27 protein-coding genes are annotated in these 23,626 nt (G+C 70.4%); 17 read left to right on the top strand and 10 right to left on the bottom strand.

The genetic code is table 11. The features are described from left to right. Positions 1-49: 49 nt before the first annotated feature. The 3 genes from ABZX02_RS06075 to ABZX02_RS06065 are packed head-to-tail and all read left to right on the top strand — an operon-like array spanning position 50 to position 4,022. Positions 50-1,747, top strand: a complete 1,698-nt coding sequence (locus tag ABZX02_RS06075; protein ID WP_355295304.1) for a cellulase family glycosylhydrolase — start codon at positions 50-52, stop codon at positions 1,745-1,747. A gap of 1 nt (position 1,748) precedes the next feature. Then, positions 1,749-2,618, top strand: a complete 870-nt coding sequence (locus ABZX02_RS06070; protein WP_355295302.1) for an NAD-dependent protein deacetylase — start codon at positions 1,749-1,751, stop codon at positions 2,616-2,618. Between the two features lie 3 nt (positions 2,619-2,621). Beyond that, positions 2,622-4,022, top strand: coding sequence for a DUF4419 domain-containing protein (locus ABZX02_RS06065; protein WP_355295300.1), 1,401 nt, complete (start codon positions 2,622-2,624; stop codon positions 4,020-4,022). Here the strand turns inward: ABZX02_RS06065 and ABZX02_RS06060 are convergent. Continuing rightward, positions 4,011-4,367, bottom strand: coding sequence for an RNA-binding S4 domain-containing protein (locus ABZX02_RS06060; RefSeq protein WP_355295298.1), 357 nt, complete (start codon positions 4,365-4,367; stop codon positions 4,011-4,013). The genes ABZX02_RS06065 and ABZX02_RS06060 overlap by 12 nt on opposite strands. A gap of 9 nt (positions 4,368-4,376) precedes the next feature. On the opposite strand from ABZX02_RS06060, the gene ABZX02_RS06055 reads away from it, so the two are divergent. Continuing rightward, positions 4,377-4,928 carry a chorismate mutase gene (locus tag ABZX02_RS06055; protein ID WP_355295296.1) on the top strand — a complete coding sequence of 184 codons (552 nt, stop codon included), beginning with the start codon at positions 4,377-4,379 and terminating at the stop codon, positions 4,926-4,928. Positions 4,929-4,938: 10 nt separating this feature from the next. Here ABZX02_RS06055 and ABZX02_RS06050 read toward each other — a convergent pair whose 3' ends face one another. Then, positions 4,939-5,262, bottom strand: coding sequence for an STAS domain-containing protein (locus ABZX02_RS06050; RefSeq protein WP_355295294.1), 324 nt, complete (start codon positions 5,260-5,262; stop codon positions 4,939-4,941). 43 nt (positions 5,263-5,305) lie between these two features. On the opposite strand from ABZX02_RS06050, the gene ABZX02_RS06045 reads away from it, so the two are divergent. From ABZX02_RS06045 to ABZX02_RS06030, 4 genes are all read left to right on the top strand, one after another. Then, positions 5,306-6,343, top strand: coding sequence for a glycosyltransferase (locus tag ABZX02_RS06045; protein WP_355295292.1), 1,038 nt, complete (start codon positions 5,306-5,308; stop codon positions 6,341-6,343). A gap of 133 nt (positions 6,344-6,476) precedes the next feature. Beyond that, on the top strand, positions 6,477-8,135 hold the full coding sequence (locus ABZX02_RS06040; RefSeq protein WP_355295291.1) for a heme peroxidase family protein: 1,659 nt from the start codon (positions 6,477-6,479) through the stop codon (positions 8,133-8,135). 58 nt (positions 8,136-8,193) lie between these two features. Further along, positions 8,194-8,655, top strand: a complete 462-nt coding sequence (locus ABZX02_RS06035) for a hypothetical protein (protein WP_355295289.1) — start codon at positions 8,194-8,196, stop codon at positions 8,653-8,655. Between the two features lie 57 nt (positions 8,656-8,712). Then, positions 8,713-9,939 (top strand): MFS transporter, encoded by a 1,227-nt coding sequence (locus ABZX02_RS06030; protein WP_355295287.1) that lies wholly within the window; start codon positions 8,713-8,715, stop codon positions 9,937-9,939. A 78-nt stretch (positions 9,940-10,017) separates the two neighbouring features. Here the strand turns inward: ABZX02_RS06030 and ABZX02_RS06025 are convergent, their stop codons facing one another. Genes ABZX02_RS06025 through ABZX02_RS06010 form a run of 4 tightly spaced genes read right to left on the bottom strand, consistent with a single transcriptional unit; the run spans position 10,018 to position 12,036 of the window. Further along, on the bottom strand, positions 10,018-10,608 hold the full coding sequence (locus ABZX02_RS06025) for a nitrile hydratase subunit alpha (RefSeq protein ID WP_355295285.1): 591 nt from the start codon (positions 10,606-10,608) through the stop codon (positions 10,018-10,020). Continuing rightward, positions 10,601-10,867: an SH3-like domain-containing protein gene (locus ABZX02_RS06020; RefSeq protein WP_355295283.1), complete on the bottom strand. Its 267-nt coding sequence runs from the start codon at positions 10,865-10,867 to the stop codon at positions 10,601-10,603. Before ABZX02_RS06020 ends, ABZX02_RS06025 begins: the two co-directional genes overlap by 8 nt. After that, complete coding sequence (locus ABZX02_RS06015; RefSeq protein WP_355295281.1) at positions 10,860-11,111, bottom strand: hypothetical protein; 252 nt, start codon at positions 11,109-11,111, stop codon at positions 10,860-10,862. Before ABZX02_RS06015 ends, ABZX02_RS06020 begins: the two co-directional genes overlap by 8 nt. A 1-nt stretch (position 11,112) precedes the next feature. Then, positions 11,113-12,036: a DUF1731 domain-containing protein gene (locus ABZX02_RS06010; RefSeq protein WP_355295279.1), complete on the bottom strand. Its 924-nt coding sequence runs from the start codon at positions 12,034-12,036 to the stop codon at positions 11,113-11,115. 97 nt (positions 12,037-12,133) lie between these two features. Here ABZX02_RS06010 and ABZX02_RS06005 point away from each other — a divergent pair, with 97 nt between their 5' ends. From ABZX02_RS06005 to ABZX02_RS05975, 7 genes are read left to right on the top strand one after another with little or no spacing between them, the layout of a single operon-like run. After that, positions 12,134-13,162 carry a substrate-binding domain-containing protein gene (locus ABZX02_RS06005; RefSeq protein WP_355295277.1) on the top strand — a complete coding sequence of 343 codons (1,029 nt, stop codon included), beginning with the start codon at positions 12,134-12,136 and terminating at the stop codon, positions 13,160-13,162. Positions 13,163-13,195: 33 nt separating this feature from the next. Continuing rightward, positions 13,196-14,494 (top strand): extracellular solute-binding protein, encoded by a 1,299-nt coding sequence (locus tag ABZX02_RS06000; protein WP_355295275.1) that lies wholly within the window; start codon positions 13,196-13,198, stop codon positions 14,492-14,494. Further along, positions 14,491-15,366 (top strand): sugar ABC transporter permease, encoded by an 876-nt coding sequence (locus ABZX02_RS05995; RefSeq protein WP_355295273.1) that lies wholly within the window; start codon positions 14,491-14,493, stop codon positions 15,364-15,366. The genes ABZX02_RS06000 and ABZX02_RS05995 overlap by 4 nt, the downstream gene beginning before the upstream one ends. Further along, the gene (locus ABZX02_RS05990; protein WP_355295272.1) at positions 15,366-16,193 is read left to right on the top strand and encodes a carbohydrate ABC transporter permease; all 828 of its coding nucleotides are present in this window, start codon (positions 15,366-15,368) and stop codon (positions 16,191-16,193) included. The genes ABZX02_RS05995 and ABZX02_RS05990 overlap by 1 nt, the downstream gene beginning before the upstream one ends. Next, complete coding sequence (locus ABZX02_RS05985) at positions 16,190-17,140, top strand: hydroxyacid dehydrogenase (protein WP_355295270.1); 951 nt, start codon at positions 16,190-16,192, stop codon at positions 17,138-17,140. The genes ABZX02_RS05990 and ABZX02_RS05985 overlap by 4 nt, the downstream gene beginning before the upstream one ends. After that, positions 17,137-18,909, top strand: coding sequence for a DUF2264 domain-containing protein (locus ABZX02_RS05980; RefSeq protein ID WP_355295268.1), 1,773 nt, complete (start codon positions 17,137-17,139; stop codon positions 18,907-18,909). The genes ABZX02_RS05985 and ABZX02_RS05980 overlap by 4 nt, the downstream gene beginning before the upstream one ends. A gap of 29 nt (positions 18,910-18,938) precedes the next feature. Next, positions 18,939-19,421 (top strand): hypothetical protein, encoded by a 483-nt coding sequence (locus ABZX02_RS05975; protein ID WP_355295266.1) that lies wholly within the window; start codon positions 18,939-18,941, stop codon positions 19,419-19,421. A gap of 69 nt (positions 19,422-19,490) precedes the next feature. Here the strand turns inward: ABZX02_RS05975 and ABZX02_RS05970 are convergent, their stop codons facing one another. From ABZX02_RS05970 to ABZX02_RS05960, 3 genes are all read right to left on the bottom strand, one after another. Continuing rightward, a complete protein-coding gene (locus ABZX02_RS05970; protein ID WP_355295264.1) occupies positions 19,491-19,871 on the bottom strand; it encodes a class I SAM-dependent methyltransferase in 381 nt (126 codons plus the stop codon). A 61-nt stretch (positions 19,872-19,932) separates the two neighbouring features. Next, positions 19,933-20,340 carry a VOC family protein gene (locus tag ABZX02_RS05965; RefSeq protein WP_355295263.1) on the bottom strand — a complete coding sequence of 136 codons (408 nt, stop codon included), beginning with the start codon at positions 20,338-20,340 and terminating at the stop codon, positions 19,933-19,935. A gap of 70 nt (positions 20,341-20,410) precedes the next feature. After that, positions 20,411-21,556, bottom strand: coding sequence for an acyl-CoA dehydrogenase family protein (locus ABZX02_RS05960; RefSeq protein ID WP_355295262.1), 1,146 nt, complete (start codon positions 21,554-21,556; stop codon positions 20,411-20,413). A gap of 94 nt (positions 21,557-21,650) precedes the next feature. On the opposite strand from ABZX02_RS05960, the gene ABZX02_RS05955 reads away from it, so the two are divergent. Both ABZX02_RS05955 and ABZX02_RS05950 read left to right on the top strand, forming a co-directional pair. Further along, a complete protein-coding gene (locus ABZX02_RS05955) occupies positions 21,651-22,310 on the top strand; it encodes a helix-turn-helix domain-containing protein (RefSeq protein WP_355295260.1) in 660 nt (219 codons plus the stop codon). Between the two features lie 108 nt (positions 22,311-22,418). Then, positions 22,419-22,853, top strand: coding sequence for a DoxX family membrane protein (locus ABZX02_RS05950; RefSeq protein WP_355295258.1), 435 nt, complete (start codon positions 22,419-22,421; stop codon positions 22,851-22,853). Positions 22,854-23,149: 296 nt separating this feature from the next. Here ABZX02_RS05950 and ABZX02_RS05945 read toward each other — a convergent pair whose 3' ends face one another. Further along, positions 23,150-23,524, bottom strand: a complete 375-nt coding sequence (locus ABZX02_RS05945) for a PH domain-containing protein (protein WP_355295257.1) — start codon at positions 23,522-23,524, stop codon at positions 23,150-23,152. Positions 23,525-23,626: the final 102 nt, after the last annotated feature.

Genomic DNA, 23,626 nt, shown 5'->3' with positions numbered 1-23,626 from the left:
CGGCTACGGTGCAATGCGAATCTCGTTCACGTTCCCAAAGGCGGCGGCGATGCGGCGAGCGGTTCTCCTGACGGTCCTCTTCCTCCTCTCCCTGGTGATCACCCCCGTGCGCGCGGAGTCGTTCGACGGCTCCGAGCTGCGAGTGTCCGGCGGGGTCTTCCGCGACGAGCACGGCCGCGAGGTCGTGCTGCGCGGCTTCAACGTCTCCGGCACGGCGAAACTGGCCGAGCACCGCGGCCTGCCGTTCGCGAACGTCGCCGACGCGCGCAGGTCCGCGCGGGCGATGAAGCAGCTGACCGGCGCGAACGCCGTGCGGTTCCTGCTGACGTGGGCGTGGATCGAGCCGCAGCGCGGTCAGATCGACCACGCCTACCTCGACGGCGTCACGGACCAGTTGCGCGCCTTCACCGGCGAGGGCCTCCGCGTCTACCTGGACTTCCACCAGGACCTCTACTCGCGCCACCTGTTCAACAAGGACAGCTGGTACACCGGCGACGGCGCGCCGGCGTGGGCGGCGAGCGGCTACCCCAAGGAGTCGTGCGGGCTCTGCGTGCACTGGGGCCAGAACATGAAGAACAACAACGCCGTCACCGCCGCCACCTACGACTTCTGGCACAACAGGAACGGTGTGCAGGACTCGTTCGTCAACGCGGCCGGCGCAGCGCTCGAGCACGTCCGGGAAGCGCTGCCCTCCGGCGAGTTCAAGCTCGTCGCCGGGGTCGACCCGCTGAACGAGCCCTACGCCGGCAGGTACGACGCCGGGCAGACCTCCCAGACGTGGGAGCGCGACCTGCTGATGCCGTTCTACCAGCGGTTCCGCGCCGAGATGGACGAGGCGGGCTGGGCGCACAAGGCCGCGTTCGTCGAGCCGCTGGTGTTCTGGAACCAGAACGTCGACTTCTTCGCCGAACCCGGTGGCCTCACGCTCGTGCCGGGCCTCGGCGAGCGGTTCGTGTTCAACGCGCACTTCTACGACGGCAAGGCGCAGTCCGGGGTGCTCATGCCGGGCAAGGCCGCCGACGGCCAGTACACGCAGGCGTTCGGCACCATCCGCGACCGCGCGCGAGCCCTCGGCACGACCGCGATCGTCTCCGAGTTCGGGCACCCGGTCGCGGGCTTCACCTCCGACAAGACGCCGTCCGTGCTCAAGGCGATCTACCAGGGCCTCGACTCGACGGCACCGGGCGCGCGCTGGTGGTCGGCGCCGCGCGGCAGCGTGGTCTCGGGCAGCCAGTGGCACTGGGACACCAACTACGGCCGCCACCGCGAGCTCATGAACGACAACCCGAACAAGGTCAAGACCGACGGCGACGCCATGAACGACGAGCACTTCTCGGCGGTCCGGCTCGACGACGCGGGCACGCCGGTGCTGACCGTCGACCGGGCGGTCGTCGACCGCGTCTACCCGCAGGCCGTCGCGGGCACCACCCTCGCGTTCACCTACGAGGACCGGGTCTACCAGACCTGGCAGCAGATCCCGCTGCCGAACGTCCGCGCGCTCGTCGGCTCGGCGCAGTTCGCCGTCCTCGTCTGGGACTCGAACGGGGGCACCGCGCCGACCGAGCTGCACCTGCCCGCGTCACTGCGGTCGCCGCTGGTCGTCAGCTCGGCCTCGTCCACCGTCCAGGGCGGCAAGCTGCTGCTGCGGTCCGGCGCGGGCAGGCAGTTCGCGCTGGTCACGGCCCCGTCGAACGGCAACGTCGCGGCAGCGGAGGCCGAGCTCCGCCAGTGGTACGTAAGCTGGTGAGGTGCGAACTAGGCCCACTCTGAGCTGGTCGAACCGGGGCCCGTCACTGCCGCGCACCACCGCCCTCACCGACGTCGTGCCGATCGTCGCGCGGGGCGGGGTGCTGGTGCTCAGCGGCGCGGGCCTCTCCACCGAGTCCGGCATCCCCGACTACCGCGGCGAGGGCGGGTCCCTGCGCAAGCACACCCCGATGACGTACGAGGAGTTCACCACCAACGAGGCCGGCCGGCGGCGCTACTGGGCGCGCAGCCACGTCGGCTGGCGCACCATCGCCCGCGCGCACCCGAACGCGGGCCACCACGCCGTCACCAGGCTGGCACCGGTGCTCTCGGGCGTCATCACGCAGAACGTCGACGGCCTGCACCAGGCCGCGGGCTCGCGGGACGTCGTCGAACTGCACGGCGGGCTCGACCGCGTGATCTGCCTGGACTGCGGGCTGCTCTCGCCGCGGCTCGACCTCGACCGCCGCCTGCGCGAGGCGAACCCGGACTTCCACGCGACGACGGACGAGGTCAACCCGGACGGCGACGTCTTCCTGCCCGAGGACCAGGTCCGCGGCTTCGAGGTCGTGCCGTGCGAGGCGTGTGGCGGAGTGCTCAAGCCGGACGTCGTGTTCTTCGGCGAGAACGTGCCACGGCCTCGCGTCGAACAGTGCTACTCGCTCGTGGACAACGCACGGTCGTTGCTCGTCCTCGGCTCGTCGCTGACCGTCATGTCCGGACTGCGGTTCGTGCGCCGCGCGGCCACCGCCGGGATCCCGGTCGTGATCATCAACCGGGGTGAGACGCGGGGTGATCCACACGCCTCGCTGAGGGTGGACCTGCCGCTCGGGAAATCGCTCACGGAGCTGGCTGAAGTCGTTGTAGGGTAAGGAATGCAGACCTTTCCGGTCGACGACGTGACGCCCGTGACCGACGCTCTGCCCACCCGCCCGACCGCCGACCTGTTCCCCGGCGCGCTTGCCACCGGAGGCGACGCGCGGGTGCTGAAGCCGAACGGTGTGCACCCGCTGCTGCACGCGGTCGCCCAGGCCTTCGCCGAGCACCGGCCGTTGGTGCTGTCGCCGGACGCGGTGTGGCTGACGATCGCGCGGGGGATCTCCGAGCACGTGAAACTGCACGCGGAGGAACTGCGGCCGGCTCTGGTGGGGCACGAGGGCAAGAAGGCCCTGCGCGTGGAGTACGGCCCGGCCGACACGTGGGAGCAGATCGTGGAGGGGCTCGCGAAACAGGTGGGCGACCCGCTCTTCGAGTGCGACTTCAGCACCAGCACCGAGGTCGAACGGCTGGCGGGCCGGATCGCACTGCTCGACACGTATTCGCCCTTCCACGGCTACTGGATGATCTCGATCTGCGGCATCCCGTCGATCACGCTGACCGGGACGCCGGACGACTGGCGCCGCATCCGCGCCCGCGTCGACGACCTGCCGCGGTTCGGCCTCGACCACTGGCGCCGCTCGCTGGCCCCGATCGCCGACGAGTTCGTGCGCGCCGCGGACGGCGAGGCGGACAGGGCGTTCTGGCAGCGCGTCTACAACCCGGTCGACGCGTACGGCGGTGAACTCGTCACCGGCTGGATCACGCGCTTCTACCCGTACCTGGACCTCAGCGGGGGCGGGCTCGAGCCGAATCCGATGCTCGACCTCCCGCTCGGCGATCCGCGCGACCGCACGGATCTGGGCATCTCCACGGCTTCCGTGCCCGCCACCCTGTGCCGCGCGGTCATCGGCGAGGTCGCCGTGGACGCGGGGCTGGTCGGCGTCACCCAGCACGACAACGGCGCCCTGGAGCCGGTGGCGGGCTGGGCCGTGTCGTCCGCGCCGGTGGACCTCGCGGCCGCGCTGGACCGCGTGGTCGCCGAGCACGAGTCGACGCCTCCGCGTCCGGTGGAGGAGGTGGTGGAGCTCGGGGCGAACAAGATCGTCCTGCGCCACCAGGTCCAGGGCAGCGGCGAGCTGATCTCGCTCTACGGTCAACTGGGCACCGCGTCGCTGCACGGCGGCACGTGGCGGGTGCCCGCCTACGCCGAGGCGCGGGGCGAACGGATCGGCCGGCACCTCGCCCGGCCTGTGCTCGAGCACGTGGACGGACGCGTGGTCGGCGAGGTGTACGACTTCCCGAGCGGCCTGGTCCGCTGGGTGCTCTTCCGGCCCGGCGACGTGCCGCGGGACGTCCCGGTGCTCGGTGCCTCGCTCGCGCTCGTGCTGCTGTCGGTGCTGGAGCACGACGACGTCGGGCATCTGGAGACGCAGAGCCTGGCCGAACTACTGCCGTGAGCGGAATCTGTCCATCTCGCGCCGTTCCCGCTTCGTCGGCCGACCCGCACCCCGGTCCCGCCGCGCGATCGGCACCTCCACCGGCGGCTTCGGCGTGCGGTCGATGAAGCACATCGCCGCCACCTCCGCGCCGACGCGCTTCTGGATCACGCGCACGACCTCGACCACGCGGGTCTTGTCGCCGACGCGGGCCTTGACCTGGTCGCCGGGCACGACGGTGGTGGAGGGTTTCGCGGGCTTGTCGTTGATGCGCACGTGGCCGCCCCGGCACGCCTGCGCGGCGTCCGGGCGGGTCTTCGTCAGCCTGACCGCCCACAGCCAGCGGTCGATGCGCGTGGACTCCACCCCGCCATCATGGCACTCTCGGAGATCATGAGGCTTCTGGCGGTCGCTCTGACCCTCGCCGCGTCACTCACCCCCGTCGGCCCGCTCGGCGAGCTCACCGGCCTCGCCGTGCAGCGCGTCCAGGTGGCGGATCTGGTCGCGGCGGCCAAGTTCGGGACCACGCAACCGATCGACGACCCCGTGCGCGAGCAGCAGGTGCTCGACGGCGTGCGGGTCAGGGCGGTGGAGCTGCGGCTCGACCCGGAGAACGCGGCGCGGTTCTTCCGGGCCCAGATCGAGGCGAACAAGCTCGTGCAGCGCGGGCTCCACGCCCGCTGGACCGCGCACCCCGAGGAGGTGCCGACCCACCGGCCAGACCTCGCCACCGAGGTGCGGCCGATCCTCGACCGGCTCACGACCGGCATCCTGGCCGAGCTCAAGGACACCGAGGAGCTCCGCCGGCCGACGTTGCGGTGCGAGATCCACGCGACCATCGCGGAACGCTCGGCGGTGGTGGTGCACCGCCTCGACCGGTTGCACGAGGACGCGCTGGCCGAGGCGATGCGGACGGTCTGCTCCTGATCCGCGGAACTCAGATGTCCACTGTGGACTGAAGGCCGAGCATGCGGGCCAGGCCGGACAGTTCCAGCACCTTCGTCACCTGCTCGGACGCGGCGGAGAGCCGGAGCCCTCCTGCCGCGGCCGACGCGCGGGCGTGGCCGCGCACGAGCGCGCTCACCCCGCTCGAGTCGCAGAACGTGACGCCCGAGAGGTCGAGCACCACGTAGCGGTGGCCGTTGTCGAGCAGGCGGTCGAGCCGCGCGAGCAGCCGTTCCGAACCGGGACCGGCGAGCTCGCCGGACACCGTGACGAGGGTGGAGGCAGGCGACGACTCGGTCACCGTGACTTCGAGCATTTCGCAGCTGTACCCACTGGTGACCGCCGGGAAACTGACTTCCGTGCGCTTTTTGCTGACTTCTCTGCCGATCGGCTCCCACCTGCTGCCGACGATGCTGCCCCTCGCGCGGGCGTTGCACGCGAGGGGGCACGAGGCGGTGATCGCGACCGGACCCGCGCTGGCGCACGTCGAGCACACCGTCGTGATGCCCGACGTCCCGGCGCCGGCCGCGCCGCCTCCGTGGCGTCCGGAACGCGACGGCGTGCTGGAGGTGCCGCTCTTCTCCGGCCCGCTGGTGGTGGCGTTCGCCGCGAACGTCCTCGACTTCGCCCGCACCTGGCGCCCGGACGTGATCGTGCGCGAGACCAGCGAGCACGGCGGCCAGATCGCGGCCGAGGTGCTCGGCATTCCGCACGCACTCGTCGACATCGCCCCGTTCGTGCCGCTGGAGATCCCGCTGCTCGACGAGCTGGTGGACAAGGTCCGCGCGCGGTTCGGGGTCCGCGCCGCGGAACCCGCGCTCGTGGCTGGTCTGACGCCGCCCTCGTGGCACCCGGCGCAGCACCACTTCCGCGTGCCGATCGAGGAACCGCTGGAGGGACCGGAGATCGTCGCGTCGTTCGGCACTCATGCCCGGTGGCTGATGCCGGACTCGACGCTGCCGCACGTCCTCGTCGAGGCGCTCGGTCAGGTCGGCGTGAGCGCGGTCATCGCGACCGGACCCGGCGAGTGGACCGGCCCGCGCCCGGCGAACGTCGCCCTGGCGGAGGTGATCCCGCAGCAGCGGCTCCTCGGGTCCGCGAAGGTGTTCGTCACGCACGCCGGTTACGGCGGTGTGCGGGAGGCGCTGACCGCCGGGGTGCCGATGGTCGCGCTGCCGTTGTGCGCGGACCAGCCCCGCAACGCCGACCGCGTCCAGGAACTCGGCGCCGGAGTCCGGGTCGACGTGAAAGAACTGACCGCCGGCGTTCTCGCGGAAAAGATCGAGCACGTGCTGAACACGAAGACTTGTCACGACGCCGCCGCGAACCTGGCCGCGCAGATGATCGAATTAGAAGATTTCCGGAATATTCCTGACCACCTCGTATCCGCAGTGTGACGACTTTTTGGTTTTCGTCAAAAGCTTCGACGGCTTTTTCGTCCGTCTGGAGACTGGCGGTGGGGCAGGTGCTTGTTGGGGAGAACAGGTGGCCTGTACGAGGGGAATAACAGGGGGATATATGAAGAGGCACGTGCGCGACAGTTTCTTCGTCGTGGGCGAAGGTGTGCTGGAATTCGACGGCAGAGGTGAGGCGACCACGCGTCAGCCCTCCACGGCGGAGGAGTTGCGCAGGTTCCGGTTCTCGCGACTGGGACCGAAGGGACCCCGCACGGACGAGGCGACGCGGGTCGCGCTCGCCACCGCGATCACCGCGGACGTCCCGCAGCCCGACTCGGCCGACCCGGCCGTACCGGCGGGCTTCACCTACCTCGGCCAGTTCGTCGACCACGACCTGACCATGGACCGCACCGAGTCGCAGCTCGGGCAGGACGTCAACCTCGACGAGCTGACCCAGGGCCGCTCGCCCGCGCTGGACCTCGACTCGGTCTACGGCCGCGGCCCGCGCGACAAGGACGACCAGGTCTTCTACGCCCAGGACGGCGTGAAGCTCAAGGTCGGCACCACCACGCCGGTCCCGTTCCCGGACGAGGGCACCAACGTCCCGTTCGAGGGCTTCGACCTGCCGCGCCGCGGCGGGACGGCGGGCACGGCCGCGGACCGGCGGCTGCCGCTGATCCCGGACGCCCGCAACGACGAGAACCTCGTGGTGGCGCAGACGCACCTCGCGTTCATCCGCTTCCACAACCGCGTGGTCGACGAGCTCGCGCTCACCGGCCTCACGGGCGAGCGGTTGTTCCGCGCCGCCAAGGAGCTCGTGGTGCGGCACTACCAGTGGATGCTGCGGACCGACCACCTGCCGCGGATCATCGACCCGGCGATCGTGGACGACGTCTTCACCAACGGGCGCAGGTTCTTCGAGGTGCCCGGACGCTGCCGCGACCACTCGCCGACGATGCCGATCGAGTTCTCGGTCGCCTCGTACCGCTTCGGGCACAGCCAGGTCCGCGGCGCGTACCAGTGGAACCGGGTGTTCAACTCGACCGGTCCCGGCGGGATCGCGTCGCTGTTCGCGCTGTTCACCTTCACCGGTGTCAGCGGCAACTTCGACCCGAGCTCCGGCACGCCCGCCGACCTCGACGACGTGAACCGCGGCCCGATCTTCACGTTGCCCAGCAACTGGATCGCGGACTTCCGGCGGCTCTTCGACTTCACCGAGGCCGACCGCGACGACCTGGTCGCACCCGCGGAGCTCGGCGGCGGCAACGTCACCAAGCGGATCGACACGCTGCTGGTCGACCCGCTGACGCAGCTGCCGGCCGGCACGTTCGGTGGGCGCGGCACGCAGTTCCGCGAGATCGAGCGCAACCTCGCGTTCCGCAACCTGACCAGGGCCTCGATGATGGAGCTCGCGACCGGGCAGCAGATCGCCGAGCTGTTCGGCGTCGAGCCGCTCACCGCCGAGCAGATCCTCGTGGGCAACGGCGGCGCGGTCGTCGAGGGCCTGACCGAGGAGCAGAAGGCGCAGCTCGTCGCGGCCACCCCGTTGTGGTTCTACATCCTGCGCGAGGCGGAGGTCGGCAACGGGCTGATGGGCCCGGTCGGCGGCCGGATCACCGCGGAGGTCTTCCACCGCGCGATGGAGGGCAGCCGGATCTCGATCGTGCGCTCGCCGTACTGGCGGCCCACGCTCGGCCCGGACTCGAGCACGTTCCGCATGGTCGACCTGCTGCTGTTCGCGTTCGAGGGCAAGGCCGACCTGCTGAACCCGCTGGGCGACCCGGTCGTCTGATCCCACCTCGTTCGTCCTGTCTGGCTGGGTGGTGGCAGTCAGACAGGAGAGGGAGATCATGTCGCGTCCAGAAACCACACGTCGGAAGAGCGCTGGAGAACGGCTTACTCGATTTGCGCGCGAGTCCGGGATTCCGCTGCTGCGCGCCGGCCTCGGGGTCGTGTACCTCTGGTTCGGCGTGCTGAAGCTCTTTCCCGGGGGCAGCCCCGCCGAGGACCTCGTCGAACGCACGGTCTCCGCGCTGACGTTCGGGATCGTCCACGGGGACCTGGCCCGGATGAGTGCCGCGATCACGGAAATCGGGATCGCGCTGGTTCTGCTGAGCTTCCGCGCACCGCGCTGGTGCGCCGTTCTGCTGGTCGGTCACGTCGTGCTGGTGTCGACACCGCTGGTGTTGTTCCCCGGCGAGATGTGGTCCGGTCCGCTGCAGGCGTCGTTCGAAGCCCAGTACATCCTGAAGAACCTGGTGACCGTCGCCGCCGCGGTGGTCATCGCCTCATCGCACCCGAGGGTGCGGTGAACGGGAGCCGCTCGGCCGCGAAGGTCGGGCGGCTCCCGCCGTTGTACGGTGCTGGGAATGGGGGAAATGTTCGCGCCTTTGGCGCATCCTGCTTTCCGGTGGTTGCTCGCGGGCCGTCTCACGACGGTGATCGGCAACTCGATGGCACCGATCGCCCTGGCGTTCGCCGTGCTCGACCTGACGTCGTCGGTCACCTCGCTGGGCATCGTCGTCGCCGCGCGGTCGGTGACGAACGTGGTGTTCCTGCTGTGGGGCGGGGTGGTCGCGGACCGGTTGCCGCGCCAGCTCGTGCTCGCCGGGTCGTGCGCGGTCAGCTTCACGAGCCAGGCCCTGATGGCGGGGCTCGTGCTGGCCGGGACGGTGTCGATCCCGTGGTTCGTGGTGCTGTCCGCGGTCAACGGCATGTCGAGCGCCTTCGCGTTCCCGGCCTCCGCGGCGCTGGTGCCGCAGACGGTACCGGTGGAGCTGCGCCAGCGCGCCAACGCGTTGCTGCGCCTCTCGCTGAACAGCGGCAACATCGGTGGCGCGTCGCTCGGCGGACTGCTGATCGCGTTCACCGGCCCCGGCTGGGGGCTCGCGGTGGACGCCCTGTCGTTCGCGCTGGCCGGCGTGTTCTTCGCGTTCGTGCGGGTGCCCGCCGCCCGCGTCGCCGCCGAGCACAAGCCCTCGGTGTTCTCGGAGCTCAGGGTGGGCTGGACGGAGTTCGTGGCGCGGCAATGGGTCTGGGTCGTCGTCGTGGCCTTCACGTTCGTCAACGCGGCGTACGCGGGCGGCGTGTTCATCCTCGGCCCGGTGCTCGCCGACACCACGTTCGGACGCGAGGTGTGGGGCCTGGTCCTCGCCGCGCAGACCGCGGGCATGGTCGCCGGCGCCGTCGTCGCGATGCGGATCAAGGCCCGCCGCCTGCTGCTGGTCGGTGTCGCCTGCGTCGGCTCGTTCGCGCTGCTGCCGCTCGCGATGGTCCTGCACCCGGTGCCGTGGGTGCTCGTGCTCGCCGCGTTCGCGTGTGGGCTGGGCCTGGAGCAGTTCGGCGTGGCGTGGGAGACCTCGTTGCAGCACCACGTGCCCGAGGACAAGCTCGCGCGCGTGTACTCCTACGACATGCTGGGGTCGATCATCGCGATTCCGCTGGCCCAGCTGGCGATCGGGCCGGTGTCGCACGCGGTGGGCACGTCCGCCGCGCTGCTGGGGTGTGCGGCGATCTACGTGCTCGCGACCGCCGGGATGCTCGCGTCCCGGTCCGTGCGAACCGTGGAGAACACGCCCGTCGCGCAGCCGGTCTGACCAGGCCCTGTCCTGCGGTCCCCGCCGTCGCGCTGCTGTGCGCGGCCTGGTCGTCCGACGAGAAACCGGCGCCACGGCTCACACGGCGGCGGTGCCGATCAGCCCGTTGCGCGTCACCAACGCCGCGAGCTCGCTCTCGGTGAGGTCCTCGGTGCCGTCGGGCCGGCGCGGCAGCACCATGTACCGCGACTCCGCGTTGGCGTCCCACACCTCGATCCTGGTGCTGCCGGGCAGGGTGAGGCCGAACTGCTCCAGCACCTCGCGCGGGTGGCTCACCACCTTCGAGCGGTACGCCGGGCTCTTGTACCAGGTGGGGGACGGGCCGAGCAGCGAGAGCGGGTAGCAGCTGCAGAGCGTGCACACGATGACGTTGTGCACGTCCTCGGTGTTCGCGACGACGTGCAACTGCTGCACCTGGAGGCCGCCGCCCATCGAGAGGCCGAGCTCGGGCAGCGCGTCGTTGGCGTTGTCCAGCAGGCGTTCCCGGAAGCCGGGGTCGGTCCAGGCCCGTGCCACCACGCGGAAGCCGTTGGCGGGGGAGGCCCGGTGCGTGAACGCCTCCAGCGCGCGGTCGAGCTCCTGCGCGTCCAGCAGGCCCTTCTCCTCGAGGAGCGCCTCCAGTTCCCGGACCTGGGCGGCGATCGGGGAGTCGTCGTGGTCGTCACTCATCGCCGAGGTAGTCCTCCCAGAGGGACAGCGTCACGCTGTGGTCGCCGTGGCCGAAGAGCTCTCGCGCGGAGAAGCGCACGTGGTAGACCTGTTGGGGCTGCTGGACTCCCTGCGCGCTCAGGTCCGCCAGCGGGTGCACGCCGTCGCGGCCGACGACCGTGCCGACACGGCCGCGCGCGTAGTGCGGCAGCCTGGTGTGGTGGTCCGGGTCCACTGTGGACGTGCGGACGCGGTCGCCGGTGCGGAAGCGCTCAGACAACGCCGCGCTCCTTCAGCAACGTCCGGATCGCGCGGAACCAGTTCTCGTAGTACGACGACTCGTGCGACATCGTGCGTTCGACGGCGTCGCGGAACTCGTCCAGGTTGTAGACACCGCGTCCGATCAGGGCCCGGTTCATGGCCATGACGTGCGCCTCCCAGTCGGCGTGGAACGGCGGTTCGTCCAGTTCCTCCAGGACCGGGCCGAACCCGTCCTGGCCGCCGACGTCGTTGATCCTCGGCATCTCACCTCCTGCGCTCAGCCAGATTCTGCGCCGCCTCCCGCCAGTTCGGGAAGTGGAAGTCGAGCCCGGCCTCGCGGAGCCGGCCCGGTACGACGCGGCGGCTCTTGAGCAGCAGCTCGGTGTCGCTCCTGATCGCGAACGCGCCGATCTCGGCCATCCAGCTCGTCGCGGGCAGTCCGACCGGCACCTTCCAGGCCCGGCGCAGCTCGCGCATGAAGTCCCGCTGCGGCAGCGGCTGAGGTGCCGCCAGGTTGACCGCGCCCGCGATCGGTTCCCTGATCAGCAGCGCGACCGCCCGCACGAAGTCGTCGTCGTGGATCCACGAGACGTACTGGCGTCCGCCCGCCACCGGTCCGCCGAGGCCGAGCCGCGCGAGCCACGACAGGTAGTCGAACACGCCGCCCCGGTCCGGGCTCATCACCATCGCCGCGCGCAGGGCGACCTTGCGGGTGCCCGGCGTGTCGGCCTCGTCGAGCTCGGCCTCCCAGCGCTTGGCGATCTCGACGCTGTACGCCCAGTAGCCCGGCACGTCCGGCTCGCGGCCGCCCATGACGCCGGTCGCCTCGTCGTTCGGTGCGTCGAACCGGTGCGCGTAGATCGTCGCCGTGCTCATCTGCAGCCACACCGCGGGCGGGTTCTCCGCCTTCGCGATCGCCTCGCCGACGACGCGCGCCGAGTCGACCCGCGAGCGCATCATCTGGCGGAGGTTCTCGGCGGTGTAGCGGCAGCTCACGCTCCGCCCGGCCAGGTTGACCACGACGTCGGCGCCGTCGATCTCGCCGGCCCACGCACCGAGCGAGTGACCGTCCCAGCGGATGTCACCGCTGGTGCGGCTGATGATCACCACCTCGTGGCCCGCCGCCCTCAACGCGCGGGTCAGCACGCCGCCGACCTGGCCGGTCCCGCCTGGAATCACGATCTTCATGTCGTCCGTCCCCCTCGCGGCCGACGCTAGTCCCCGGTTGCTGAGAGGTGTTTCAGTTATGCTCGCGCAAAACGCTCAAACGAACAGGCGGTCGGTCATGCGGGAGTCCAGCGAGGCCCGGCGGCAGCGGATCCTGGCCGTCACGGCGTCGCGCGGCACCGTCAAGGTGAGCGATCTGGCCGAGGAGCTCGACGTGTCGATCGTGACGATCCGGCGCGACGTCGAGGAGCTGGCCCGGCTCGGCAAGCTGCGGCGCGGCCACGGTGTCGCGCGGTCGCTCACGCCGGTCGCGCAGCCTGCGCCGGTCGAGGCGGCGAACGGGTCGGTCGCGCTGGTCGTGCCGGAGCGCCACACGTACCTCTACGAGACGATGAACGGCGCGCGCAAGGCCCTCGAAGAGGCCGGGATGCGGGTGGTCCTGCACATCGCGCCGCAGGTCAGGGGTGCCGAGTGGCCCATCGTCGAGAAGGCGCTGACCGAGCCGGTGCTGGGGCTGCTGATGGCGCCGCGGTGGCGCACGTCCGAGGAGGAGGCCGAGTACGACTGGCTCGCGGACACCGGTGTGCCGACCGTGCTGATGGAACGGCGACCGAGCGGTGGCCTGCGGGCGATGAACTCCGTGTGCTCGGACCACTGGTACGGCATGCATCTGGCCGTGCGGCACCTGACGGACCTCGGGCACCGTCGGATCGTGCTGGCCGCACGGGACGACAGCCCGACGGCACGGGTGTTGCGCAGGGCGTTCATGGAGATCTCGGCCGGGCTGGAGGACGCGGTCGTCATCGGCAGCTCGCCGGACGGAGATCTGGTGAACACGCTGCGGCGGCACCGGGCCACGGCGGCGGTGCTGCACGGTGACGAGGACGCGCTGATGCTGGTCCAGCAGATGACGGCGGCCGGCATCGACGTGCCGGGGAAGTGTTCGGTCGTGTCGTACGACGACGTGGTCGCGTCGCTCGGCAGCATCCCGCTCACCGCCGTCGCGCCACCGAAGACCGAGGTCGGCAAGGTGGCCGCCGAACTGCTGCTGCGGAAGCTGAAAGGCGAGGTCGCGGCCACCGAGCGGGTCGAGCTGCTGCCCACGTTGAAGATCCGCTCATCGACTGAGCGTTTGACCGTTTCTTGACGTAAAACCGATCAGGCGATCAGGATGCGATCCATGCGCCTGAGTCGTCGCACACTCCTCGCGGCGGGCCTCACGGCACCACTGGCGGCCTGTTCCACTCCGCAACGCCGCGGTGCCGGAGGCCCGGTAGAGATCACGTTCTGGTCGGCCCTGCGCGGTAGCCAGCAGGTCGTCGACGCGTTCAACTCCTCGCAGAACCGCATCAGGGTGGTCTTCCAGCAGATCCCCTCGGGTGGGCAGGGCGGGTACGCCAAGCTCAGCAACGCGGCTCGTGCGGGCAACGCACCGGACGTCGCCACGATCGAGTACCCGCAGGTCCCGGGGTACGCGATCGACGGCGTGGCCAGGGACATCACCGACCTCGTGACCGACCGCGTGAAGCAGAAGATCCTCCCGCAGGCCCTGAAGCTCACGACGTTCGACGACCGCGTCTTCAGCGTCCCCCTCGACGTCGAGCCGATGGTCCTGCACTACCGGGAGGACCTGTTCCGCGCCAACGGGTTCGAGGTCCCGGGGACGTGGGACGAGTTCGCGGACCTCGCCCGCGCCGTGCGCGCGAAGTTCCCCGACAAGCGCCTCACGATCTTCCCGACCGACGGCGCCATGCAGTTCGCCTGCTACGCCTGGCAGGCCGGCGCGCAGTGGTTCGACACCAGCGGGGGCAGGTGGCGCGTCTCGCTCGCCGACGAACCCACCCGGAAGGTCGCGGCCTACTGGCAGCGGCTGATCGACGAGGACCTGGTGTTCCGCAACGCGGGGGACAGCAAGCAGCACGACGCGCAGATCGGCCAGGACAGGGTGATCGTCCGGCTGAGCGGCGCGTGGGACGCGGGGGCGCAGATGCGGGCGAGGCCCGCGCAGAAGGGCAGGTGGCGCATCGCCCCCATGCCGATCTGGGACGAGCAGGTCGTCGGCACCCACGGCGGCTCCACGTTCGCCGTCACCAAGGACTCGCTGCAGCCCGAGGCCGCGATGGAGTTCATCGAGTGGCAGTGCACGCACCCGGACGCGCTGACCGCGCGGTTGAAGAGCGGCACCAGCAGCCAGTACCCGGTCGCGCCGGGCCTCGTCGAGGCGGGCGCCAAGGCGTTCCCCGGCGAGTACTACGGCGGCCAGGACATCTACCGGCTCTTCCAGCAGGAGGCGGACAAGATCCGCGACGGCTGGGTGTGGGGGCCGCGGATGACCGCCACGCAGAAGGTCATGCAGGACGGGTTCGCCCGCGCCGGAGCCGGTGTGGGGACGTTGCTCGACGCGGTGCGCGAGGCCCAGAGCGGCACGATGCCGGACCTCAAGGCACTTGGTCTGTCCACTGAGGAGGGTACGCGGTGAAGAACAAGCTCGCCTGCGCCCTGCTGATGGCGCCGTTCTTCCTGTTGCTCGTCACGGTGTTCCTCGTCCCCACCGGCACGGCGGTCTGGCTCAGCTTCTTCGCCGCCGACCAGCCGGGGCTGGGCTTCGGCCCGGAGAGCACCGTGTTCGTCGGCCTGCGCAGCTACGGTGCCGTGCTGAGCGACCCGACGTTCCTCACCAGCCTGCTCACCGTGCTGCTGTACTGCCTGATCTACATCCCGCTGATGGTGGTCGGCGCGCTGGGCCTCGCCCTGTTGCTGGACTCCGGCGTGGCGAAGCTGCGCGGCTGGATGCAGATGGGCCTCTACCTGCCGCACGCCGTTCCCGGCATCATCGCCGCCTTGATCTGGCTCTACCTCTACACCCCCGGCCTGAGCCCGATCATCGACCTGTTCGCCAAGGCCGACGTCGAGATCAGCTTCCTCGGCGTGAACACCGTGCTGCCCTCGATCGTGAACATCGCCCTGTGGAGCAACCTCGGCTACAACATGGTGATCTTCTACGCCGCGTTGCAGGCCGTGCCGCGCGAGGTGCTCGAAGCGTCCGTCGTGGACGGTGCCGGCCCGGTCAAGCAGGCGCTGCGGATCAAGACCCCGCTGGTGCGCGGCGCGATCGTGACGGTCGGCATCTTCACGCTGATCTGGGCGCTGCAGCTCTTCACCGAACCGGTGCTGCTGAGCCAGTCCACGCCGATGATCAGCGCCCGGTTCTCGCCCAGCATGTACATCTACGACGCCGCGTTCACCCGCAACAACTACGGCCTCGCCGCGGCCGCCTCCGTGATCTTGCTGGCCTTCACGGTCGCGCTGTCCTACGGCGTCACCCGCTGGACGAACAGGAAGGCCGCCTGATGACCCTCCTCGGCCGCACCACGGTGAACGTGGTCATCGGTGTCTCGGTGCTCTACACCCTGCTGCCGGTGATGTGGCTCGTGCTCGCCGCCACCAAGAACGTCGACGCGTTGTTCAACAGCGACCTGTTCGGCGGGTTCTCCTTCGTGGAGAACGTCAAGAACCTCTTCGCGATGGACAAGGGCCTGTACCCGCGCTGGTACGCCAACAGCCTGCTGTACGCGGTGATCGGCGCGGCCGTCAGCGCGTTCGTCTCGATCGCGTGCGGCTACGCGTTCGACAAGTACGCGTTCCGGCACAAGGAAAAGCTCTTCGGCCTCGTGCTCGCTGCGGTGATGGTGCCGCAGACAGTGCTCGCGCTACCGCTCTACCTGATGGCGTCCGAGGCGGGCCTGGTGAACACGTTCTGGGCGGTGTTCATCCCGGCGCTGTTCAACCCGTTCGGGGTCTACCTCGGCCGGATCTTCGCCCAGGGCTACGTGCCCGACGAGGTGCTGGAGGCCGCCCGCATCGACGGTGCCGGCGACCTCGCCACGTACTTCAAGGTCGCGTTCCGGATGCTCGGAACCGGTGTCGTCACGCTCTTCCTGTTCCAGCTCACCACGATCTGGAACAACTTCTTCCTGCCGATGGTGATGTTGTCCGACCAGTTGCTCTACCCCGTCAGCCTCGGCCTCTACCAGTGGAACAGCTCGGCCACTGTCTCTCCCGAGTACTACCCGGTGGTGATCATGGGATCTCTGTTCGCGGTGCTGCCGCTGATCGTCGCGTTCATGTTGCTGCAACGGTTCTGGAAGGCCGGCCTGACCGCGGGAGCCGTCAAGTGAGGGCCGCGGGCGTGATGTCGGCGGAAGCCGCCGCCGCCGTCCTCACGCCCGTGCTCGCCGACCTGCGCCCGCTCTGCGACTTCGCGGGCGTGTGGCCGGACTTCGCGGCCGTCCCGGACGTCGACCTGCTCGTCACGGGCTGGGGCTGCCCGCCGATCACCGCCGAGGTGCTGGCGCGGATGCCGCGGCTGCGCGCGATCGTGCACACCGCGGGGTCGGTCAAGGGCTTCGTCACCGACGCCTGCTGGGACCGCGGCATCGCCGTGTCGTCGGCCGCGCAGGCCAACGCGCTGCCGGTCGCCGAGTACACGGTCGCGATGATCCTGCTGAGCGGCAAACGGGTGCTGGAGCGCGCCCGCGAGTACCGCTCGACGAAGCGGATGTCGGTGTACGAGGTGCCGTCGTCGGTGGGCAACTTCGGCGCCACGGTCGGCATCCTGTCCGCGTCGATGATCGGCCGCCGGGTGGTCGAGCTGCTGCGGCCTTACGATTTCGAGGTGCTGGTGCACGACCCGTTCGTGACCGAAGTGGACGGTGCCGAGTCCGTGAGCATCACCGAGCTGTTCGAGCGGAGCGACGTCCTCAGCGTGCACACACCCCTGCTGCCGGAGACGGTCGGACTGGTGAGCCGCGACCTGCTGCGGCGGCTGCGCGACGACGCCGTGCTCATCAACACCGCGCGGGGTGCCGTCGTGGACCAGGACGCGCTGGTGGCGGAGGTCGGCCGGATCCGGGCCGTGCTCGACGTGACCGATCCGGAGGTGCTGCCGGCGGACCACCCGCTGTGGCACCACGACAGCGTGCTGATCACGCCGCACCTGGCCGGGTCGCAGGGCAACGAGTGGGGGCGGCTCGGGCGGCACGCGGTGCGGGAGGTCGGGCGGTGGGTCGCGGGGGAGCCGTTCGAGACACCGGTGCCGGCGGACCGCAGGGAGCGGATCGCATGAGTTCCGGAAGAGCGCACGCGCCGTCGAACGACCCGAAGGGACCACACCGCGTGAAGCTGCCCGAGCCCGACCACGTCCTCAGCCCCTGCACCGGTCTCACCCGCGCCCACTGGGTCGCGGCCGCCGACGGGCTCCTCGCCGCCGCCTGGCGCCACGCGTCCCCGGACCAGGCCTTCCTCGACCTCCCGGGCCGCCCCTCCCGCAGCGGCGTCCGCTCGGACGGGCTCGAGGGCTACGCCCGCACGTTCCTCGCGGCGGCCTTCCGCACCGCGCACGGCGAGGACCCGCACCATCTGCTGGAGCGCTACGCGGCAGGTCTGGCCGCGGGCACGGCGGGGGAGTGGCCCGCGATCTTCGACGTCGGCCAGCCCATGGTCGAGTCCGCCTCCGTCGCGCTGGGCCTGCGCCTCACCAAGCCCTGGCTGTGGGACAAGCTGCCCGAACCCGTTCAGGACCGCGCCGAGGTCTGGTTGCGGGAGGCGCTGCGGCACGTGCCCGCAGCCAACAACTGGTACTTCTTCCCGTACACCGTCGCGTCGTTCCTGGAGGCGGCCGGGCGCGGCGACGACGAGACCCGCCGGGCGAAGCAGCGCGCGATGGATCTGCTCGAAGGCTGGTACGTCGGCGACGGCTGGTACTCCGACGGCGACGGGCGCGCCTTCGACCACTACAACGGCTGGGCGCTGCACCTCTACCCGGCGCTCGACGCGCACCTGGCCGGCCGGCCGGTCACCACGCACCTGCGCGAGCACCTCGAGAGCTTCCACCTCCTGTTCGGCGCGGACGGCGCACCGCTCTACTTCGGACGGTCGCTCACCTACCGGTTCGCCGCCGCGTCCGCCGTGGCGCTGGGGGCCGTCACGGGGGAGACGCCGTTGACGCCCGGCCACTCGCGCCACCTGATCAGCAACGCGCTCAGGTACTTCCTCGACCGGGGCTCGCTCACCGACGGGCTGCTCAGCCTCGGCTGGCACGGGCCGCACGAGGCGAGCCTGCAGCCCTACTCGGGACCGGCATCGCCCTACTGGGCGTCGAAGGCGTTCGCCTGCCTGCTCGCCGGACCGGACCATCCACTGTGGACCGCGACGGAGGAGGCGCCGGACGCGGACCGGACGCTCGCGCTGCCGGGACCGGGCCTGTTGATCCAGCGGCACCACGGCGTCACCAGGCTGCACAACCACGGCAGCGACCACGTCCGGCCGTTCGAGGGCGAGCACGCGACCGACGACGACCCGCTCTACAGCCGGTTCGCCTACTCGACGGCCACCGGCCCGACCTCGAAGCACAACGTCGCCGACAACCACCTGAGCCTGCTGGTCAGGGGCGATCGCAGCGTGCGCCGCAGGATCCACCCGCTGGGCGCGCGGGACAACTGGGCCGCGTCGTGGCACCGGCCGGTGTTCGAGGCGAACCAGCCGATGGTGCCGGGACTGCGGGTCGAGAGCGTCACGGCCGTCTGGGGCGACCAGGAGCTGCGGATCCACCGGGTGGTCGGCGCGCCGCCGGGCACCGTCGCGGAGCTGACGGGTTGGGCCACGGACCTGCCGGCCCAGCTCGTGGGCGTGCGCGGCTGGACCGGGCGGGAGACGCGGACGGCGCCGCAGGGCACCGCGTTCACCACCAAGGCGGACGTCCCGGTGCTGACCGCCGAGGTCGAGGGCACCACGACCCTGGTGGCCGTCGCGGTGCTCGGCGGCACCGTCGAGGACACCGACTGGGACGCCCGCGTCGACGAGATCCTGGCTCTCACGCTCGACCGCTCGGGGTAACGCGGGGGCGGCAGGCTCGATGAACGGGTGTGCGCCTCACCCTCCTCGCCGCCACCGCCTTCCTGCTCGCCGCCTGCACCTCCGAGCCGGACGCCGCCCCGACCCAGGCCCCCGCGACCCAGACGACCGTCGAGCAGCCCGCGGGCACCGGCCCGACCTGCGCGAACGCCAACTCGTCCGTCGTGGGCAAGGCGCTCAACCTGCGGCTGCAGGGCCAGCGGGAGTCCGTCGACAAGGCCGTCACGACGTGCAACTACGTGGGCGCGGGCATGCCGGTCGAGGTGCGGTTCACCACGAACGCGACCGCCGCGACGTTCGCCAAGGGCAAGCCGGAGAAGGCGAAGGCCATCGAGGGGCTGTTCGACGAGGCCTACGAGAGCAGCGCGGGCGGCGCCGAGACCGCCCAGCACACGGTGGCCGCGCGCAAGGGCAAGACGCAGATCGAGGTCATGTCGCCCGCGGGCGTCGAGCCGTCGAAGAAGCTGATCTCGGACCTGTTCAGCCGGATCTAGACCGGGACGTCGTAGAACCTGGGCGGCGTATCCGCGCCCAGCAGGACCCGCCGGCAACGTTCTACGCCACTAGACCGGGACGTCGTAGAACGTCATCACCCGCGCACCCGGCGCGAGCCACGGCTCCAGCAACGCCCGCGCGCGCTCCGGCTCGCGGTGGAACAGCGCGACCCGCACCGCGAACACCAGGTCGAACCGCCGGTCGCCGAGGCTCATGTCCTCGAGCGACGCGATGAGGAACTCCGCCTTGCCCGACGCCACGTACGGCGCGTTGCGGCGGGTGGCGGCCTCGACCATCTTCACCGAGCGGTCGATCGCGGTGAGCGTGCCGGTGGACAGCACCTGGCACACCATCGTGGCGGCCACGCCCTGCCCGCACCCGATCTCCAGCACCCGGTCGGAAGGCCGGACCGCGAGTTGGCCGACCACACCCCGCAGACGCTCGCTCATGGTCCACATCATGCGTCAGGGCGGCGGGCGGGGCTACTCCCGCAGCCCCGCCGCGCGACGATCAGCCCAGACCGCCCAGGTTGACCATCCAGTTCACCCCGAACCGGTCGACGAGGTCGCCGTACTCGTCGCCCCACATCTGCTTCTCCAGCGGAGTACCGACCTCGCCGCCCACGGCGAGCTTGTCGAAGTACTCGCGCAGCACCTCCTCGTCGCCGGACAGCGACACGGTGATGCGGGAGCCGGACCGGTACTCCATGCCGGGCGGCGTGTCGGACGCCATGATCGTGTAGCCGAGCTCGGTCTCCAGCTGCGCGTGCATGATCTGGTCCGCCTGCGGCGTGTCCTGCATCCCGAACTCGCCGAAGGTGTTCATCTTCAGCTCTCCGCCGAAGACCGAGTGGTAGAACTCCATCGCCTCGCGGGCCTGGCCGTCGAAGCTGATGTACGGGTTGAGGCGAGTGGCCACCGGAATCGCTCCTTCTGCGAGAAGTAGGGGTCGAATCCTCGCAAAGCCTTGGCACGCCTACAACTTGAACTTATTCCGTGACTCCCGGGTCACCCTGCGCGACCTTGCCCGCGTACACGAGTGTGGCCTCCGGCGTGAGCGGGTGGAACGTCCCGGCCCGCACGTCGCGGTACGCGCGCTCGAGCGGTGACCGGCGGAAGAACGACCGTCCACCCAGGACCTCCATCGCGGTGTCGACGACCTCGATCGCCTCCAGCACGGCCTGGCGCTTCGCGAGCATCACGGTCGTGACCGTCTCGGCGCCCGCGGTGTAGTCGTCGCCCAGCTCCTCGATCGAGCCCATCAGCGACCACCACGCGGTGCGCAGCTTGTAGTCCATGAGACCGATCTGCCGCGTGGCGTTCTTCGACGTCGACCGCACGGCCACGTCCCGCGCGCCCGCCGCGATGCCGTAGTACGTCGACCCGACGACCGGCGCGAAGTGCACGACCGCCGCGAACAGGGGAGCGCCGAACTCGCCGTACGGGCGGCGGGCGGCGATCTTCTCGGCCGGGATGAACACGTCCTGCAGCACGACGTCGTGGCTTGCCGTGCCGCGCATGCCGAGCGTGTCCCAGGTTTCCTCGATGCGCACGCCGTCGGCGTTGAGCGGGGCGCTGAAGTGCAGCACCTCGTCGCCGAGCACGGCGCACGTGGCCACCACGTTCGCCCGCGGCGACTGGCTGCAGAACGCCTTGCGCCCGTTGACCAGGAACCCGCCGTCGACGGGCGTCGCGGTCGTGGTCGGCCAGAGCCAGTCCGACCCGCCGCTGGTGGCGATGACCAGGCCCTCCGCGGCCACGCGCCGCAGCACGCCCTCGGCGTCCGGCGCGCCCTTGCGGCGCCGGTAGCACTGCATCAGCGTCAGGTACAGGTGCATGGTGACCGCGAGCGCCGTGGCGCCGTCGTGCCGGGCGAGCTCCGCCTGGGCGTAACAGACCTGGCGCATCGTGGCGCCGAGCCCGCCCAGTTCCTCGGGTACGGCCAACGCCAGGTAGCCCTCCTCGCGCATGGCCTCGTAGGCCTCGCTCACGAACGTGGCGTCCCTGTCGTGCTCGGCCGCGTGGGCCGCCGCGATCGCGCCGATGCGCGCCGCCATGTCGGTGAACTTCGCGTCGTCTTCTCTGGTGACGGTCGGGAACGTGCTGGTCACCGGCCGTGTCTCGAGTGTCGTCATGGGACAAAGGTAGGAACGCGCAACCCCCGCGGGTAGTTCTGAAAGTGAACCGGACAGCGGTAACGAAACGGCCGTCGCGGCGGAGACTCCAGGTGTGAGGACCTACGCGCAGTACTGCCCGATCGTCCGCGCCGTCGAGGTGCTGGGCGACCGGTGGACGTTGCTGATCTTGCGGGACATGCTCGTCGGCGCCTCGCGCTTCAACGAGCTCTCGCGCGGCCTGCCCGGCCTCTCACGGGCCCTGCTGTCCCGGCGGCTGCGGCAGCTGGCGGGCGACGGCCTGATCGTGCGCACGGGCGACGGCTACACGCTGACGCCGGCGGGCGAGGCCCTGCGGCCCCTGGTGTTCGGCCTCGCCGACTGGGGCGCCCGCTACGCGTTCGGCGACCCGCGCGCCGACGAGCTCGACCCCGAGGTGCTGATGTGGTGGATGCACGGCCGCATCGACACCGGGTCGCTGAGCAAGAGGGCGAACATCGAGGTCCACATCAGCGACCGCCGCCGCACGTTCTGGCTCGTCGTCGAACCCGGTGACGCGTCGGTCTGCTACACCGACCCCGGCCTGGAGGTCGACGCGGTGATGGCGTCCGACATCGCCACCCTCTACCGGATGTGGGGAGGAGAGGTCGACCTGCTCGACGCGGTGCGCGCGGGCACCATCGAGCTGACCGGTCAGCGCTGGGTCGTGCGGGGTCTGCCGGAGTGGCTGAAGCTCAGCCCCGTGGCCGACATCGTGCGTGCCGCACGCGTCTGACCAGCGCGAACAAGATTTTTCGAAGTTTTCTGGGTCGTCGTGTCGATCCGGACTGGTGCCCGTTCGACGCATCAGTGGAAGGACACGACAGCCCAGGAGGAACTCGACATGACCGCCACGATCGCCGCCCCCGCCGCCACCAACAAGTCGGCCGCCGCCCGCCACCTGACGCTCGTCACCCGCGTGCTGACCGGCCTGCTGTTCACCGTGACCGGCTTGAACGGGTTCCTGAACTTCATGCCCGCGCCGGATCCGAGCACGATGGCGCCGGCCGGGGTCGCGTTCACCGCCGCGCTCCACGCCACCGGCTACATGCTGCAGCTGGCGTCCGGCGTGCAGCTCGTCGCGGGCGTCCTGCTCGTCGTCGGCCGGTTCGTGCCGCTGGCCCTCGCGATCCTCGCGCCGATGGTGGTGAACATCTTCCTGATCCACGTCTTCCTGGAGCCCTCGGGCCTCGGCATCGCGATCGCCGTGGTGGTGGCCGAGATCGGCCTCGCGTGGGCGTACCGCGACAAGTTCCGCCCGATGCTGCAGGCTCGCTAGACGCCCCAGGCGAAATCCCCCGCAGGCCGTGTGCCTGCGGGGGATTTTTCGTTGTGTAACAAGGTTTTTGCTCGTCGACGTCGATCCGGGTGGTCCTGGTTCGACGTGTCTGTGAGAGCCGGAAACGTTGGGAAGGAACGGAAATGTCCACCACCCGCTGCGCCACCGCCGTCCTGCGAGTGCTGGTCCGCGGCCGGGTCGTGGACGTCCTGCCGACCGTGCTGGACCTGCTGCTGGACACGGGCCACCTGCTCACCGCGGTGCTCGTCGCGCTGGTCGAGCTCGTCGTGGCGCTCCTACCGGACGAACGCGGCCAGCAGGGCCTGCACCTCGTAGACGTCGACGCCCTTGCCGAACTGCTTGGAGATCGGCGTGTCGTGGCTGGAGACCCAGATCTTGAGCTCCGCGTCGAGGTCGAAGTGGCCGGCCGTCTCGACTGAGAACTGCGTGATCGCCTTGTAGGGCACCGAGTGGTACTCGACCTTCTTGCCCGTCATCCCCTGCTTGTCGACCAGGATCAGCCGCCGGTCGGTGAACAGGAACGAGTCCCGCAGCAGCTGGTACGCCGCGTGGATCTGCTCGCCGTGCGACAGCAGCCGCCCGAACTCCTTCACGGCGTCCCGCGGGTCGAGCTTCGACGCGTTCCCCATCATTCCGCTGAGAAGTCCCATACGTCCACGTTTACCAGGCTTTCCGAAAGCTTGTCCCGATCTTGGGTCCGCACTGTCCGGACGCTTCCCGTCGTAGCCCGAAAGTGGATCTCAACAACCACT

Origin of the sequence: Lentzea sp. NPDC003310, from assembly GCF_040610935.1 — a bacterium.
In the GTDB taxonomy this organism is placed as follows: domain Bacteria; phylum Actinomycetota; class Actinomycetes; order Mycobacteriales; family Pseudonocardiaceae; genus Lentzea.
The sequence above is the reverse complement of the archived record's forward strand: the minus strand, read 5'-3'. Positions and strand labels throughout refer to the sequence as shown.